The organism is Pseudomonas coronafaciens pv. oryzae str. 1_6 (assembly GCF_000156995.2).
Classification (GTDB): domain Bacteria; phylum Pseudomonadota; class Gammaproteobacteria; order Pseudomonadales; family Pseudomonadaceae; genus Aquipseudomonas; species Aquipseudomonas tremae.
This window is the reverse complement of record NZ_CP046035.1, coordinates 4,843,794-4,856,085: the sequence shown is the minus strand read 5'-3', so window position 1 is coordinate 4,856,085 and position 12,292 is coordinate 4,843,794. Positions and strand designations below refer to the sequence as shown.

Sequence of the window (12,292 nt, the reverse complement as noted above, 5' to 3'; positions counted from 1 at the left end):
GGGGAAGCTGACATGCAATTAAATGTAAATGACGCTCAGGCAATCGAAGTTTCCGAACTGACATTTGGCGGCGAATTCAACGAGACGCTGGTTCACCAGGCAGTCGTGGCCTACATGGCTGGCGGTCGTCAGGGTAGCAAGCAGCAAAAGACCCGTTCCGACGTTCGTGGTGGCGGTAAGCGCCCTTGGCGTCAGAAAGGTACTGGCCGTGCTCGTGCCGGTACTATCCGTAGCCCAATCTGGCGTGGCGGCGGTACCACTTTCGCAGCTCGTCCTCAGGATCACACTCAGAAGCTCAACAAGAAGATGTACCGCGCAGCTCTGCGCTCCATTCTTGCTGAACTGGTCCGTACTGATCGTCTGGTCGTGGTTCAGGACTTCGCTGTTGAAGCACCGAAAACCAAAGATTTGCTGAACAAGCTGACTGGCATGGGCCTGACTGACGTCCTGATCGTGTCTGACGCTGTTGACCAAAATCTGTACCTGGCTGCTCGTAACCTGCCTCACGTCGATGTGCGTGATGTTCAAGGTTCCGATCCAGTTAGTCTGATCGCATACGATAAAGTGTTGATCACTGTGTCGGCCGTGAAGAAATTCGAGGAGCTGCTGGGATGAACCAGGAACGCGTATTTAAAGTTCTGCTTGGCCCGCACGTTTCCGAGAAGGCTACGGTTCTGGCAGACAAGAAAGGTCAGTTCGTTTTCAAGGTTGCTACTGACGCAACCAAGCTGGAAATCAAGAAGGCCGTCGAAAGCCTGTTCAGCGTGAAAGTAGAGCGTGTTACTACCCTGAATGTTCTGGGTAAGAGCAAGCGCACTGCTCGCGGTCTGGGCAAGCGTAATGACTGGAAGAAGGCAGTTATCTCCCTTCAGCCAGGCCAAGATCTCGATTTCAGCAGCAGTGCTGAGTAAGGAAGGGGTGCATCATGGCAATCGTTAAATGCAAACCGACTTCCCCTGGCCGCCGTTTTGTGGTCAAGGTGGTCAACAAGGAGCTCCATAAAGGCGCTCCTCACGCACCGCTGCTCGAGAAAAAATCGAAGTCTGGTGGTCGTAACAACAATGGTCGCATTACTACCCGTCATATCGGTGGTGGCGCTAAACAGCATTATCGTCTGGTCGACTTCCGTCGCAACGACAAGGATGGCATCGCTGCCACCGTCGAGCGTATCGAATACGATCCAAACCGTACTGCACACATTGCCCTGCTGCTTTATGCAGACGGCGAGCGCCGCTACATCATCGCCCCTAAAGGCGTGAGTGCTGGCGACCAGCTGGTTGCAGGTGCTTTGGCACCAATCAAGCCAGGCAACGCTCTTCAACTGCGCAACATTCCAGTTGGTAGCACCGTACACGGCATCGAATTGAAGCCAGGTAAAGGCGCACAGATCGCTCGTTCCGCTGGTGCTTCGGCACAGTTGATCGCTCGTGAAGGTGTGTACGTTACCCTGCGTCTTCGCTCCGGTGAGATGCGTAAAGTATTGGCTGAGTGCCGTGCGACGCTGGGCGAAGTCTCGAACTCCGAGCACAGCCTTCGTTCGCTGGGTAAAGCTGGTGCCAAACGCTGGCGTGGCGTTCGCCCAACCGTTCGTGGTGTTGCCATGAACCCGGTTGACCACCCACATGGTGGTGGTGAAGGTCGTACCTCTGGTGGTCGTCATCCGGTATCGCCGTGGGGCTTCCCGACTAAGGGCGCGAAGACTCGTGGTAATAAGCGTACCGACAAAATGATCGTCCGTCGTCGCAAGTAAATAGAGGGATACGACAGTGCCACGTTCTCTGAAAAAAGGTCCTTTTATTGATCTTCACCTACTGAAGAAGATCGAAGTGGCGGCGGAAAAGAACGATCGCAAACCAGTTAAAACCTGGTCGCGTCGTTCGATGATCCTGCCACAAATGGTCGGTTTGACCATTGCAGTGCATAACGGTCGTCAACATGTTCCAGTTCTCGTGAACGAAGACATGGTCGGCCATAAACTAGGCGAGTTTGCCGGTACCCGCACATATCGTGGGCACGTGGCAGACAAGAAAGCCAAGCGTTAAGGGGTAAGGAACGATGGAAGTAGCCGCTAAGTTGTCGGGCGCTCGAATCTCCGCCCAGAAAGCCCGCTTGGTCGCCGACCAGATCCGCGGGAAGAAGGTGGGCGAAGCGCTCAACCTGTTGGCTTTCAGCAGTAAGAAAGCCGCCGAGATCCTGAAGAAAGTGCTGGAGTCGGCTGTAGCCAACGCCGAGCATAACGAAGGCGCAGACGTTGATGACCTTAAGGTCTCCACCGTTTTCGTCAACGAAGGGCGTTCGCTGAAGCGCATCATGCCACGTGCTAAAGGCCGTGCTGATCGCATCGTCAAGCGGTCTTGCCATATAACTGTCAAGGTTGCTGACAAGTAACGGAGTCGAAGAGATGGGTCAGAAAGTACATCCCATTGGCATTCGCCTGGGAATCGTCAAGGAGCACACCTCCGTCTGGTACGCAGACGGTCGGACTTATGCGGACTATTTGTTCGCTGATCTGAAAGTGCGTGAGTACCTCCAAGACAAATTAAAAAGCGCGTCCGTCAGCCGTATCGATATCCATCGTCCGGCTCAGACAGCACGTATCACCATCCACACCGCTCGTCCCGGCATTGTTATCGGGAAGAAAGGTGAAGATGTTGAGAAACTGCGTCAGGACCTGACCAAGCAAATGGGTGTGCCTGTGCACATCAATATCGAAGAGATCCGCAAGCCGGAGCTTGACGGTATGCTGGTTGCGCAGAGCGTAGCTCAGCAGCTGGAGCGTCGTGTAATGTTCCGTCGCGCGATGAAGCGCGCTGTTCAGAACGCCATGCGCATTGGTGCCAAAGGCATCAAAATCCAAGTGAGCGGTCGTCTCGGCGGTGCTGAAATCGCACGTACTGAATGGTATCGCGAAGGTCGTGTGCCACTGCACACCCTGCGTGCCGACATCGACTATGCCAACTACGAAGCTCACACCACTTACGGTGTGATCGGTGTAAAGGTTTGGATCTTTAAAGGCGAAGTAATTGGTGGTCGCCAAGAAGAACTGAAACCACAAGCACCAGCGCCTCGTAAAAAAGCTGCTAAGTAAGGGGTACGCCAAATGTTGCAACCAAAGCGTACGAAGTTCCGCAAGCAGATGACCGGCCACAACCGTGGTCTGGCGCTGCGCGGTAGCAAAGTCAGCTTCGGCGAGTTCGCGCTGAAGTCTGTAGCTCGTGGTCGTCTCACCGCTCGTCAGATCGAGTCAGCGCGTCGTGCACTGACCCGTCACGTTAAACGTGGCGGCAAGATCTGGATCCGTGTATTCCCGGACAAGCCTGTCACCAAGAAGCCACTCGAAGTTCGGATGGGTAAAGGTAAGGGTAACGTGGAGTACTGGGTTGCCCAGATTCAGCCAGGCAAAGTCCTGTATGAAATCGAGGGTGTTACTGAAGAGCTGGCGCGTGAGGCTTTCGCCCTGGCTGCTGCAAAGCTGCCGCTCGCCACCTCCTTTGTTAAGCGGACGGTGATGTGATGAAAGCGAATGAACTTCGTGAAAAATCAGCACAGCAGCTGAACGAGCAACTGCTCGGCCTGCTGCGCGACCAGTTCAATCTGCGTATGCAGAAAGCAACTGGCCAGTTGGGGCAGTCTCATCTGCTCTCGCAAGTTAAGCGTGACATCGCTCGCGTGAAAACTGTGCTCAACCAGCAGGCAGGTAAGTAATCATGGCTGAAGCCGAAAAAACTGTCCGTACGCTGACTGGCCGTGTTGTCAGCGACAAGATGGACAAGACCATCACCGTTCTGATCGAGCGTCGCGTTAAGCACCCGATCTACGGTAAATACGTTAAGCGTTCGACTAAGCTGCACGCACACGACGAAACCAATCAATGCCATATCGGCGACAAGGTCACTATTCGTGAAACCCGTCCCGTAGCCAAGACCAAGTCTTGGGCATTGGTTGATATCCTCGAACGCGCTGTGGAAGTCTAAGGGCTAGGGGTCGGAGAAATTATATGATTCAGACTCAATCCATGCTCGATGTGGCCGATAACAGCGGCGCTCGCCGTGTTATGTGCATCAAGGTGCTGGGTGGCTCCCATCGTCGTTACGCTGGTATCGGTGACATCATCAAAGTGACCGTCAAGGAAGCAATTCCGCGCGGCAAGGTGAAAAAAGGCCAAGTGATGACTGCTGTCGTAGTCCGCACTCGCCATGGTGTTCGTCGTGCAGACGGCTCCATCATCCGCTTCGATGGTAACGCTGCTGTTCTGTTGAACAACAAGCAAGAGCCGATCGGTACCCGTATCTTTGGGCCAGTGACCCGTGAACTTCGTACTGAGAAGTTCATGAAGATCGTCTCGCTCGCCCCTGAAGTGCTTTAAGGAGATCCGACATGCAAAAGATTCGTCGTGACGACGAGATCATCGTGATCGCCGGCAAAGACAAAGGTAAGCGCGGTAAGGTGCTCAAGGTTCTCGCTGATGACCGTTTGGTCGTTGGTGGGGTCAACCTGGTGAAGCGTCATACCAAGCCAAACCCGATGTCGGGCGTACAGGGCGGTATCGTCGAGAAAGAAGCGCCACTGCACGCTTCCAACGTCGCCATTTTCAACGGCGCAACCAACAAGGCTGACCGCGTTGGTTTCAAAGTTGAAGACGGCAAGAAAATTCGTGTCTTCAAGTCGACCCAAAAAGCGGTTGATGCTTGAACACTGCTAGGTAGAAGACCATGGCACGACTAAAAGAGATTTACCGGAAGGAAATCGCTCCGAAACTTAAGGAAGAACTTAAGCTTTCGAACGTGATGGAAGTTCCGCGCGTTACCAAAATCACCCTGAACATGGGTCTGGGCGAAGCGATCGGTGATAAGAAAATCATCGAGCACGCTGTTGCTGACCTGGAAAAGATCACCGGTCAGAAAGTCGTTGTGACTTACGCTCGGAAATCCATCGCTGGCTTTAAAGTCCGCGAAGGCTGGCCGATCGGCGTCAAAGTGACTCTGCGCCGCGATCGTATGTATGAATTCCTGGATCGTCTGCTGTCGATCTCCCTGCCTCGGGTTCGCGACTTCCGCGGCCTGAATGCCAAGTCCTTCGATGGTCGTGGTAACTACAGCATGGGCGTAAAAGAGCAGATCATTTTCCCGGAAATCGATTACGACAAGATCGATGCTCTCCGCGGTCTGGACATTACCCTGACCACCACTGCCAAGAACGATGACGAAGGCCGCGCATTGCTGCGTGCTTTCAAATTCCCGTTCCGCAACTGATTGGAGTAGGACTATGGCCAAGAAGAGCATGAAAAACCGTGAGCTGAAGCGTCAGCTCACCGTTGCCAAGTACGCCAAGAAGCGTGCAGAGCTGAAAGCTATCATCGTTGATCTGAACGCAAGTCCAGAAGCGCGTTGGGAAGCTACCGTAGCCCTGCAGAAGCAACCACGTGACGCAAGCGCTGCGCGCATGCGTAACCGTTGCCGCATCACTGGTCGTCCACACGGCGTCTATCGCAAGTTCGGCCTCGGCCGTAACAAGCTGCGTGAAGCAGCAATGCGAGGCGACGTTCCAGGTCTGGTCAAAGCCAGCTGGTAAGGCGCACCTCTCGTTTCGGCCCGGCTGGTTACGAAAGTCACCGGTCGGGACGGAGCCTGAATTTGAATCAAGCCCCTTTTGGGGCTTGATTCATTTCCGGGGTAGGACTAGAATTGCCGGCTCGCCTGAGCCCGTGTTTTTACTTGCCCGGAAGTTCTCGGCGATCAAGCTGTAGCCGCAAGGCTAATTATTTTGTTTTAGGAGCGTCTAGCCCATGAGTATGCAGGACCCGTTAGCGGACATGCTAACTCGTATCCGTAATGCCCAGATGGCTGAAAAGCCCGTCGTAAGCATGCCATCTTCCACGTTGAAGGTTGCTGTAGCAAAAGTCCTGAAGGACGAAGGTTACATTGCGGGTTATCAGATCAGCAGCGAAGTTAAATCCTCGCTGTCCATCGAGCTTAAGTACTTCGAAGGCCGTCCGGTCATTGAAGAGGTTAAGCGCGTCAGCCGCCCAGGCTTGCGTCAGTACAAGTCCTCCGATGATCTGCCGAAAGTTCGTGGCGGTCTTGGTGTGTCTATCGTCTCCACCAGTAAAGGTGTGATGACGGATCGTGCTGCGCGCGCTGCCGGTGTCGGTGGCGAAGTGCTTTGCACTGTGTTCTAAGGGGGGATAAGCATGTCACGCGTAGCTAAGAACCCCGTTAAGTTGCCATCCGGCGTCGAAGTCAAACTCGTCGGCCAGCAACTTTCGGTGAAGGGTGCCAAGGGCACTCTAGAACTGAACATCCATTCGTCCGTTGAGATTGTTGAAGAAGCTGGTGAGCTGCGTTTCGCTGCTCGCAATGGCGATCAACAAACCCGCGCAATGGCAGGCACCACTCGTGCACTGGTTAACAACATGGTCCAGGGCGTAAGCCAAGGCTTCGAGCGTAAGCTCCAGCTGGTCGGTGTTGGTTACAAGGCGCAAGCAAAAGGCACGGTCCTGAACCTTGCACTTGGCTTCTCGCACCCGGTGGACTATGAATTGCCGAATGGCATCACCGCTGAGACCCCCAGCCAGACCGATATCCTGATTCGCGGTATCGATAAGCAGTTGGTTGGTCAAGTGGCCGCTGAGATCCGCGACTTCCGCCGTCCTGAGCCTTACAAAGGCAAAGGTGTGCGTTACGCGGACGAAGTCGTCCGCCGTAAAGAAGCCAAGAAGAAGTAGGGCATAGCAAATGACCGTCAAAAAAGTTACCCGACTGCGTCGCGCTCGCAAAGCACGCCTGAAAATGCACGAGCTAGAAGTCGTGCGTCTCTGCGTGCACCGCTCTTCGCAGCACATTTATGCCCAGGTCATCTCGGCCGACGGCAGCAAAGTTTTGGCAAGCGCCTCGACTTTGGACAAAGAACTGCGTGATGGCGCCACTGGCAACATCGACGCGGCCACTAAGGTTGGCAAGCTGGTCGCCGAGCGCGCGAAAGCCGCGGGCGTATCGCAAGTCGCTTTCGACCGTTCTGGCTTCAAGTACCACGGCCGTGTCAAAGCGCTGGCTGATGCTGCTCGTGAAGGCGGGCTGGAGTTCTAAGTTATGTCAAATCACGACCAAAAACGCGACGAAGGCTACATCGAGAAACTGGTTCAAGTTAACCGCGTGGCCAAAACCGTAAAAGGCGGCCGTATCTTCACTTTCACTGCGTTGACCGTAGTGGGTGATGGTAAAGGGCGCGTTGGCTTCGGCCGTGGCAAGTCACGTGAAGTGCCTGCTGCGATCCAGAAAGCGATGGAAGCTGCTCGCCGCAACATGATTCAGGTTGATCTGAACGGCACTACCCTGCAGTACGCAATGAAGTCTGCTCATGGCGCCTCCAAGGTGTACATGCAGCCTGCTTCCGAAGGTACCGGTATCATCGCTGGCGGCGCAATGCGCGCAGTGCTGGAAGTTGCTGGTGTCCAGAACGTATTGGCCAAGTGCTATGGCTCGACAAACCCTGTAAACGTGGTTCACGCCACATTCAAGGGTTTGAAAGGCATGCAGTCTCCTGAGTCGATCGCTGCCAAACGTGGCAAGCGTGTTGAGGAGATCATCTGATCATGGCTACCGTTAAAGTAACGCTGATCAAAAGCATGACCGGCCGCATCCCTAATCACAGATTGTGCATTAAGGGTTTGGGTCTGCGTCGCATCGGTCACACTGTAGAAGTCCTGGATACTCCCGAAAATCGCGGGATGATCAACAAGGCTTACTACATGCTGCGAGTCGAGGGTTAATCGATGAAACTCAATGATCTGAGTCCAGCGCCGGGTTCCCGTCGCGAAAAGCATCGTCCGGGCCGTGGTATCGGTAGTGGTTTGGGCAAGACCGGTGGCCGTGGCCACAAAGGTCAAAGCTCCCGCTCCGGTGGCACAATTGCTCCGGGCTTTGAGGGCGGCCAACAGCCGCTGCATCGTCGCCTGCCAAAATTCGGTTTCGTTTCCCTGAAAGCCATGGACCGCGCAGAAGTGCGTTTGTCCGAGCTGGCCAAAGTGGAAGGCGACATCGTAACTGTGCAGTCCCTGAAAGATGCCAACGTGATTAACCAGAACGTTCAGCGTGTGAAAATCATGCTGTCGGGCGAAGTTACTCGCGCTGTCACTATCAAAGGTATCGCTGCCACCAAAGGTGCGCGTGCGGCTATCGAAGCAGCTGGCGGCAAGTTCGAGGAATAAATGGCTAAGCAAGGTGCTCTCTCTGCGCTCGGCAAGGGCGGTATGTCTGAACTCTGGGCTCGTCTGCGTTTTCTGTTCCTGGCGATTATCGTCTACCGAATAGGCGCACACATCCCGGTTCCAGGTATCAACCCTGATCGACTCGCAGAACTGTTTCGACAGAATGAGGGGACCATTCTTAGCTTGTTCAACATGTTTTCCGGTGGCGCGCTGGAGCGGATGAGCATCTTTGCACTGGGGATCATGCCTTACATTTCGGCATCGATCATCATGCAGCTGATGACAGTCGTAAGCCCGCAACTGGAGCAGTTGAAGAAGGAAGGTGAAGCTGGCCGTCGCAAGATAAGCCAGTACACCCGCTATGGCACCGTTGTCCTGGCTCTGGTCCAAGCTATCGGCATGTCCGTTGGTCTGGCGAGTCAGGGCGTCGCGTTTTCTGGGGACCTGGGTTTCCATTTTGTCGCCGTAACCACCTTCGTGGCAGGTGCGATGTTCATGATGTGGCTGGGCGAGCAGATTACCGAGCGCGGTGTCGGCAACGGTATCTCGATGTTGATCTTCGCAGGTATCGTCGCCGGTCTTCCGAGAGCAATAGGGCAGTCTTTCGAGTCTGCACGTCAGGGTGATATCAATATCTTCGCTCTGGTTGCTATCGGTTTGCTGGCAGTAGCGATCATCGGTTTTGTGGTGTTCATTGAGCGTGGTCAGCGTCGTATTGCTGTTCACTACGCCAAGCGTCAGCAGGGCCGCAAGGTCTTTGCTGCACAGACAAGCCACTTGCCGCTGAAAGTGAACATGGCTGGTGTAATCCCAGCCATTTTCGCAAGCAGCATTTTGCTGTTCCCGGCTTCGTTGGGGTCCTGGTTTGGTCAGTCTGAAGGTTTGGGCTGGTTGCAGGACATCTCGCAGTCGATTGCTCCTGGTCAGCCGTTGAATATTCTGCTGTTTAGTGCAGGGATTATTTTCTTCTGCTTCTTCTATACGGCGTTGATGTTCAATCCGAAAGACGTAGCGGAAAACCTGAAGAAGTCCGGTGCCTTTATTCCGGGTATTCGTCCAGGCGAGCAGTCAGCGCGCTATATTGATGGCGTTTTGACTCGCTTGACCATGTTCGGTGCTCTCTATATGACGGCCGTGTGTCTGCTTCCCCAGTTTCTGGTGGTCGCAGCAAACGTACCGTTCTACCTTGGCGGGACCTCGTTGCTGATCGTGGTCGTGGTTGTGATGGACTTTATGTCGCAAGTGCAATCTCACCTCGTTTCGCACCAGTATGAATCCCTGATGAAGAAAGCCAACCTGAAGGGCTACGGTGGCAGCGGCGGTATGCTGCGCTGAAGCACCCCTAAGGTTCGAGGAGTTGGTGATGAAAGTTCGTGCATCGGTGAAAAAGCTGTGCCGTAACTGCAAGATTATTCGCCGCGAAGGTGTTGTTCGAGTAATTTGCAGCGCGGAACCACGTCATAAGCAGCGCCAAGGCTGATTGTGATTTGTGCTTAAGCCCAGCAGCTAGTGCGCTGCTGGGTTGATTATTTGTTACTACAGCGATATTATCTCGCGCCCTATTTCTTGGCTTCCGGGGCGTAGGTAGCTGTCAATTGGAGTCCCACTGAATGGCCCGTATTGCAGGCGTTAACATTCCAGATAACAAGCATACTGTTATCTCGCTGACCTACATCTATGGTGTTGGTCGCACCACTGCACAGAAAATTTGTGCAACCACCGGGGTTAACCCGGCGGTGAAAATCAAAGATCTGAGCGACGAGCAGATTGAACAGCTGCGTGGCGAAGTGGCGAAGTTCACCACTGAAGGTGACCTGCGTCGCGAAATCAACATGAAAATCAAGCGCTTGATGGACTTGGGCTGCTACCGCGGTCTGCGTCATCGTCGGGGTCTTCCAGTACGCGGTCAGCGTACCAAGACCAACGCGCGTACTCGCAAAGGTCCGCGTAAGCCGATCCGCAAGTAATCGCACCAGCGCAACGACAGGAATTTAGTCATGGCAAAACCTGCTGCTCGTCCTCGTAAAAAAGTTAAAAAGACAGTGGTTGATGGCATCGCCCACATCCACGCGTCGTTTAACAACACAATCGTCACCATTACCGATCGTCAAGGTAACGCTCTTTCGTGGGCTACCTCCGGCGGTTCGGGTTTCCGTGGTTCGCGCAAGTCCACCCCGTTCGCTGCTCAAGTAGCTGCTGAACGTGCTGGTCAAGCTGCGCTGGAGTACGGTCTGAAGAACCTCGACGTCAATGTCAAGGGTCCAGGCCCAGGTCGTGAATCCGCTGTCCGTGCATTGAACGGCTGTGGCTATAAGATCGCCAGCATCACCGACGTGACGCCAATCCCGCACAACGGGTGCCGTCCGCCGAAGAAGCGCCGCGTGTAATCCAGGAGACTGTAAGAAATGGCTCGTTACATTGGTCCAAAATGCAAACTTGCTCGTCGTGAAGGCACCGATCTCTTTTTGAAGAGCGGCGTTCGCGCTATCGAATCCAAGTGCAACATCGAAGCAGCTCCAGGTATCCACGGCCAACGCCGCGGTCGCCAGTCCGATTACGGTACTCAGCTGCGTGAAAAGCAAAAAGTCCGTCGTATCTACGGCGTTCTCGAGCGTCAGTTCAGCGGCTACTACAAAGAAGCCGCCGGCAAGAAAGGTGCAACAGGCGAGAACCTGCTGCAACTGCTCGAATGCCGTCTGGACAACGTTGTATACCGCATGGGCTTCGGCTCGACGCGTGCCGAATCCCGTCAATTGGTTTCGCACAAGTCGGTCAGCGTAAACGGCAAAACCGTTAACGTTCCTTCTTATCAGGTTCGTGCTGGCGACGTTGTTGCTATCCGCGAAAAAGCTAAGAATCAGCTGCGTATTGTCCAGGCTCTCGATCTGTGTGCCCAACGTGGCCGCGTAGAATGGGTAGAAGTAGACACTGAGAAGAAATCGGGCGTTTTCAAGAACGTACCAGCTCGCAGTGATCTGTCCGCCGACATCAACGAAAGCCTGATTGTCGAGCTCTACTCCAAGTAAGGGCTAGAAAATAGGTGCATCCATGCAGATTTCGGTAAATGAGTTCCTGACACCCCGCCATATTGATGTGCAGGTTGTCAGTCCAACCCGCGCCAAAATCACTCTCGAGCCTCTCGAGCGTGGTTTCGGCCATACCCTGGGCAACGCGCTTCGCCGCATTTTGTTGTCCTCCATGCCCGGCTGTGCAGTAGTCGAGGCCGAGATTGACGGTGTGCTCCATGAGTACAGCGCCATCGAAGGTGTACAGGAAGACGTCATTGAAATCCTGTTGAACCTTAAAGGTCTGGCTATCAAGCTGCACGGTCGAGACGAAGTTACGCTGACCTTGTCGAAGAAGGGTTCGGGGGTGGTTACCGCTGCCGATATTCAGCTGGATCATGATGTCGAGATCGTTAACCCCGATCACGTAATCGCTAACCTGGCGTCTAACGGCGTCTTGAACATGAAGCTCACCGTAGCTCGTGGTCGTGGTTATGAACCGGCAGACTCGCGTCAAAGCGATGAAGATGAAAGCCGCAGCATTGGTCGCTTGCAGCTCGATTCCTCGTTCAGCCCGGTTCGCCGTATCGCATACGTGGTGGAAAACGCCCGTGTCGAGCAGCGCACTAACCTGGACAAGCTGGTTATTGATCTGGAAACCAACGGTACTCTGGACCCTGAAGAGGCAATCCGTCGCGCTGCAACCATTCTGCAACAGCAGTTGGCTGCGTTCGTCGACCTCAAAGGCGACAGCGAACCAGTGGTTATCGAACAGGAAGACGAGATCGATCCGATCCTGCTTCGTCCGGTTGACGATTTGGAACTGACCGTGCGTTCGGCCAACTGCCTTAAGGCGGAGAACATCTACTACATCGGCGACCTGATTCAGCGTACCGAAGTAGAGTTGTTGAAGACTCCGAACCTGGGCAAGAAATCCTTGACCGAGATCAAGGACGTTCTGGCTTCTCGTGGTCTCTCCCTCGGCATGCGCCTCGACAACTGGCCGCCGGCAAGTCTTAAGAAGGACGACAAGGCTACGGCCTGATCGTCGTAATCACCGAACGCGAGTTTGGTAAGGAAT

25 protein-coding genes are annotated in these 12,292 nt (G+C 54.3%); all 25 read left to right on the top strand.

Annotated features, from left to right (window positions below; genetic code table 11):
- Positions 1-12 precede the first annotated feature (12 nt).
- The 25 genes from rplD to POR16_RS21920 all read left to right on the top strand — a co-directional run bounded on the left by rplD (position 13) and on the right by POR16_RS21920 (position 12,256).
- A complete protein-coding gene (gene rplD / locus POR16_RS22040; protein ID WP_002555489.1) occupies positions 13-615 on the top strand; it encodes a 50S ribosomal protein L4 in 603 nt (200 codons plus the stop codon).
- Positions 612-911, top strand: coding sequence for a 50S ribosomal protein L23 (gene rplW, locus POR16_RS22035; protein ID WP_002555488.1), 300 nt, complete (start codon positions 612-614; stop codon positions 909-911). Before rplD ends, rplW begins: the two co-directional genes overlap by 4 nt.
- A 14-nt stretch (positions 912-925) precedes the next feature.
- Positions 926-1,750 carry a 50S ribosomal protein L2 gene (gene rplB / locus POR16_RS22030; protein ID WP_005887086.1) on the top strand — a complete coding sequence of 275 codons (825 nt, stop codon included), beginning with the start codon at positions 926-928 and terminating at the stop codon, positions 1,748-1,750.
- A gap of 16 nt (positions 1,751-1,766) precedes the next feature.
- Entirely contained in the window at positions 1,767-2,042 is a 276-nt protein-coding gene (rpsS, locus tag POR16_RS22025; RefSeq protein ID WP_002555486.1) for a 30S ribosomal protein S19, read from the top strand.
- A gap of 13 nt (positions 2,043-2,055) precedes the next feature.
- Positions 2,056-2,388, top strand: coding sequence for a 50S ribosomal protein L22 (gene rplV, locus POR16_RS22020; RefSeq protein WP_002555485.1), 333 nt, complete (start codon positions 2,056-2,058; stop codon positions 2,386-2,388).
- Positions 2,389-2,401: 13 nt separating this feature from the next.
- Complete coding sequence (gene rpsC / locus POR16_RS22015; protein WP_003176422.1) at positions 2,402-3,088, top strand: 30S ribosomal protein S3; 687 nt, start codon at positions 2,402-2,404, stop codon at positions 3,086-3,088.
- A 12-nt stretch (positions 3,089-3,100) separates the two neighbouring features.
- Entirely contained in the window at positions 3,101-3,514 is a 414-nt protein-coding gene (rplP, locus tag POR16_RS22010) for a 50S ribosomal protein L16 (protein ID WP_002555482.1), read from the top strand.
- On the top strand, positions 3,514-3,705 hold the full coding sequence (gene rpmC, locus POR16_RS22005) for a 50S ribosomal protein L29 (protein ID WP_002555481.1): 192 nt from the start codon (positions 3,514-3,516) through the stop codon (positions 3,703-3,705). Before rplP ends, rpmC begins: the two co-directional genes overlap by 1 nt.
- Positions 3,706-3,707: 2 nt before the next feature.
- Entirely contained in the window at positions 3,708-3,974 is a 267-nt protein-coding gene (gene rpsQ / locus POR16_RS22000; RefSeq protein ID WP_002555480.1) for a 30S ribosomal protein S17, read from the top strand.
- 23 nt (positions 3,975-3,997) lie between these two features.
- Positions 3,998-4,366 carry a 50S ribosomal protein L14 gene (gene rplN, locus POR16_RS21995; protein WP_002555479.1) on the top strand — a complete coding sequence of 123 codons (369 nt, stop codon included), beginning with the start codon at positions 3,998-4,000 and terminating at the stop codon, positions 4,364-4,366.
- Positions 4,367-4,377: 11 nt separating this feature from the next.
- Positions 4,378-4,692 carry a 50S ribosomal protein L24 gene (gene rplX, locus POR16_RS21990; RefSeq protein WP_005887089.1) on the top strand — a complete coding sequence of 105 codons (315 nt, stop codon included), beginning with the start codon at positions 4,378-4,380 and terminating at the stop codon, positions 4,690-4,692.
- Between the two features lie 20 nt (positions 4,693-4,712).
- A complete protein-coding gene (gene rplE / locus POR16_RS21985) occupies positions 4,713-5,252 on the top strand; it encodes a 50S ribosomal protein L5 (RefSeq protein ID WP_005887091.1) in 540 nt (179 codons plus the stop codon).
- A gap of 13 nt (positions 5,253-5,265) precedes the next feature.
- Positions 5,266-5,571, top strand: a complete 306-nt coding sequence (rpsN, locus tag POR16_RS21980) for a 30S ribosomal protein S14 (protein WP_002555476.1) — start codon at positions 5,266-5,268, stop codon at positions 5,569-5,571.
- 214 nt (positions 5,572-5,785) lie between these two features.
- Positions 5,786-6,178, top strand: coding sequence for a 30S ribosomal protein S8 (gene rpsH, locus POR16_RS21975; protein WP_002555475.1), 393 nt, complete (start codon positions 5,786-5,788; stop codon positions 6,176-6,178).
- Positions 6,179-6,190: 12 nt separating this feature from the next.
- Positions 6,191-6,724, top strand: coding sequence for a 50S ribosomal protein L6 (rplF, locus tag POR16_RS21970; protein ID WP_003369019.1), 534 nt, complete (start codon positions 6,191-6,193; stop codon positions 6,722-6,724).
- 10 nt (positions 6,725-6,734) lie between these two features.
- The gene (gene rplR / locus POR16_RS21965; RefSeq protein ID WP_002555473.1) at positions 6,735-7,085 is read left to right on the top strand and encodes a 50S ribosomal protein L18; all 351 of its coding nucleotides are present in this window, start codon (positions 6,735-6,737) and stop codon (positions 7,083-7,085) included.
- 3 nt (positions 7,086-7,088) lie between these two features.
- The gene (rpsE, locus tag POR16_RS21960) at positions 7,089-7,589 is read left to right on the top strand and encodes a 30S ribosomal protein S5 (RefSeq protein ID WP_003317099.1); all 501 of its coding nucleotides are present in this window, start codon (positions 7,089-7,091) and stop codon (positions 7,587-7,589) included.
- Positions 7,590-7,591: 2 nt separating this feature from the next.
- The gene (gene rpmD / locus POR16_RS21955) at positions 7,592-7,768 is read left to right on the top strand and encodes a 50S ribosomal protein L30 (protein WP_002555471.1); all 177 of its coding nucleotides are present in this window, start codon (positions 7,592-7,594) and stop codon (positions 7,766-7,768) included.
- Between the two features lie 3 nt (positions 7,769-7,771).
- Positions 7,772-8,206 carry a 50S ribosomal protein L15 gene (gene rplO, locus POR16_RS21950; RefSeq protein WP_002555470.1) on the top strand — a complete coding sequence of 145 codons (435 nt, stop codon included), beginning with the start codon at positions 7,772-7,774 and terminating at the stop codon, positions 8,204-8,206.
- Positions 8,207-9,541 carry a preprotein translocase subunit SecY gene (gene secY, locus POR16_RS21945; RefSeq protein WP_005887094.1) on the top strand — a complete coding sequence of 445 codons (1,335 nt, stop codon included), beginning with the start codon at positions 8,207-8,209 and terminating at the stop codon, positions 9,539-9,541. It abuts the gene before it with no gap.
- A 28-nt stretch (positions 9,542-9,569) separates the two neighbouring features.
- Positions 9,570-9,686: a 50S ribosomal protein L36 gene (gene rpmJ / locus POR16_RS21940; protein ID WP_002555468.1), complete on the top strand. Its 117-nt coding sequence runs from the start codon at positions 9,570-9,572 to the stop codon at positions 9,684-9,686.
- Between the two features lie 130 nt (positions 9,687-9,816).
- On the top strand, positions 9,817-10,173 hold the full coding sequence (gene rpsM, locus POR16_RS21935) for a 30S ribosomal protein S13 (protein WP_002555467.1): 357 nt from the start codon (positions 9,817-9,819) through the stop codon (positions 10,171-10,173).
- 30 nt (positions 10,174-10,203) lie between these two features.
- Complete coding sequence (rpsK, locus tag POR16_RS21930; RefSeq protein WP_002555466.1) at positions 10,204-10,593, top strand: 30S ribosomal protein S11; 390 nt, start codon at positions 10,204-10,206, stop codon at positions 10,591-10,593.
- An 18-nt stretch (positions 10,594-10,611) separates the two neighbouring features.
- On the top strand, positions 10,612-11,232 hold the full coding sequence (gene rpsD, locus POR16_RS21925; RefSeq protein ID WP_002555465.1) for a 30S ribosomal protein S4: 621 nt from the start codon (positions 10,612-10,614) through the stop codon (positions 11,230-11,232).
- 22 nt (positions 11,233-11,254) lie between these two features.
- Positions 11,255-12,256 (top strand): DNA-directed RNA polymerase subunit alpha, encoded by a 1,002-nt coding sequence (locus POR16_RS21920; RefSeq protein WP_002555464.1) that lies wholly within the window; start codon positions 11,255-11,257, stop codon positions 12,254-12,256.
- Positions 12,257-12,292: the final 36 nt, after the last annotated feature.

What these genes read in the sequence shown, in the direction of transcription:
- rplD (WP_002555489.1), top strand. Translation starts at nt 13, where the DNA reads ATGCAATTAAATGTAAATGACGCTCAGGCAATCGAAGTTTCCGAACTG.
- secY (WP_005887094.1), top strand. Translation starts at nt 8,207, where the DNA reads ATGGCTAAGCAAGGTGCTCTCTCTGCGCTCGGCAAGGGCGGTATGTCT.
- rplN (WP_002555479.1), top strand. Translation starts at nt 3,998, where the DNA reads ATGATTCAGACTCAATCCATGCTCGATGTGGCCGATAACAGCGGCGCT.
- rpsE (WP_003317099.1), top strand. Translation starts at nt 7,089, where the DNA reads ATGTCAAATCACGACCAAAAACGCGACGAAGGCTACATCGAGAAACTG.
- rpsQ (WP_002555480.1), top strand. Translation starts at nt 3,708, where the DNA reads ATGGCTGAAGCCGAAAAAACTGTCCGTACGCTGACTGGCCGTGTTGTC.
- rplW (WP_002555488.1), top strand. Translation starts at nt 612, where the DNA reads ATGAACCAGGAACGCGTATTTAAAGTTCTGCTTGGCCCGCACGTTTCC.
- rpsD (WP_002555465.1), top strand. Translation starts at nt 10,612, where the DNA reads ATGGCTCGTTACATTGGTCCAAAATGCAAACTTGCTCGTCGTGAAGGC.
- rpsM (WP_002555467.1), top strand. Translation starts at nt 9,817, where the DNA reads ATGGCCCGTATTGCAGGCGTTAACATTCCAGATAACAAGCATACTGTT.
- rpsN (WP_002555476.1), top strand. Translation starts at nt 5,266, where the DNA reads ATGGCCAAGAAGAGCATGAAAAACCGTGAGCTGAAGCGTCAGCTCACC.
- rpsH (WP_002555475.1), top strand. Translation starts at nt 5,786, where the DNA reads ATGAGTATGCAGGACCCGTTAGCGGACATGCTAACTCGTATCCGTAAT.
- POR16_RS21920 (WP_002555464.1), top strand. Translation starts at nt 11,255, where the DNA reads ATGCAGATTTCGGTAAATGAGTTCCTGACACCCCGCCATATTGATGTG.
- rplO (WP_002555470.1), top strand. Translation starts at nt 7,772, where the DNA reads ATGAAACTCAATGATCTGAGTCCAGCGCCGGGTTCCCGTCGCGAAAAG.
- rplF (WP_003369019.1), top strand. Translation starts at nt 6,191, where the DNA reads ATGTCACGCGTAGCTAAGAACCCCGTTAAGTTGCCATCCGGCGTCGAA.
- rpmD (WP_002555471.1), top strand. Translation starts at nt 7,592, where the DNA reads ATGGCTACCGTTAAAGTAACGCTGATCAAAAGCATGACCGGCCGCATC.
- rpmC (WP_002555481.1), top strand. Translation starts at nt 3,514, where the DNA reads ATGAAAGCGAATGAACTTCGTGAAAAATCAGCACAGCAGCTGAACGAG.
- rplV (WP_002555485.1), top strand. Translation starts at nt 2,056, where the DNA reads ATGGAAGTAGCCGCTAAGTTGTCGGGCGCTCGAATCTCCGCCCAGAAA.
- rplE (WP_005887091.1), top strand. Translation starts at nt 4,713, where the DNA reads ATGGCACGACTAAAAGAGATTTACCGGAAGGAAATCGCTCCGAAACTT.
- rpmJ (WP_002555468.1), top strand. Translation starts at nt 9,570, where the DNA reads ATGAAAGTTCGTGCATCGGTGAAAAAGCTGTGCCGTAACTGCAAGATT.
- rpsC (WP_003176422.1), top strand. Translation starts at nt 2,402, where the DNA reads ATGGGTCAGAAAGTACATCCCATTGGCATTCGCCTGGGAATCGTCAAG.
- rplR (WP_002555473.1), top strand. Translation starts at nt 6,735, where the DNA reads ATGACCGTCAAAAAAGTTACCCGACTGCGTCGCGCTCGCAAAGCACGC.
- rplX (WP_005887089.1), top strand. Translation starts at nt 4,378, where the DNA reads ATGCAAAAGATTCGTCGTGACGACGAGATCATCGTGATCGCCGGCAAA.
- rplB (WP_005887086.1), top strand. Translation starts at nt 926, where the DNA reads ATGGCAATCGTTAAATGCAAACCGACTTCCCCTGGCCGCCGTTTTGTG.
- rplP (WP_002555482.1), top strand. Translation starts at nt 3,101, where the DNA reads ATGTTGCAACCAAAGCGTACGAAGTTCCGCAAGCAGATGACCGGCCAC.
- rpsK (WP_002555466.1), top strand. Translation starts at nt 10,204, where the DNA reads ATGGCAAAACCTGCTGCTCGTCCTCGTAAAAAAGTTAAAAAGACAGTG.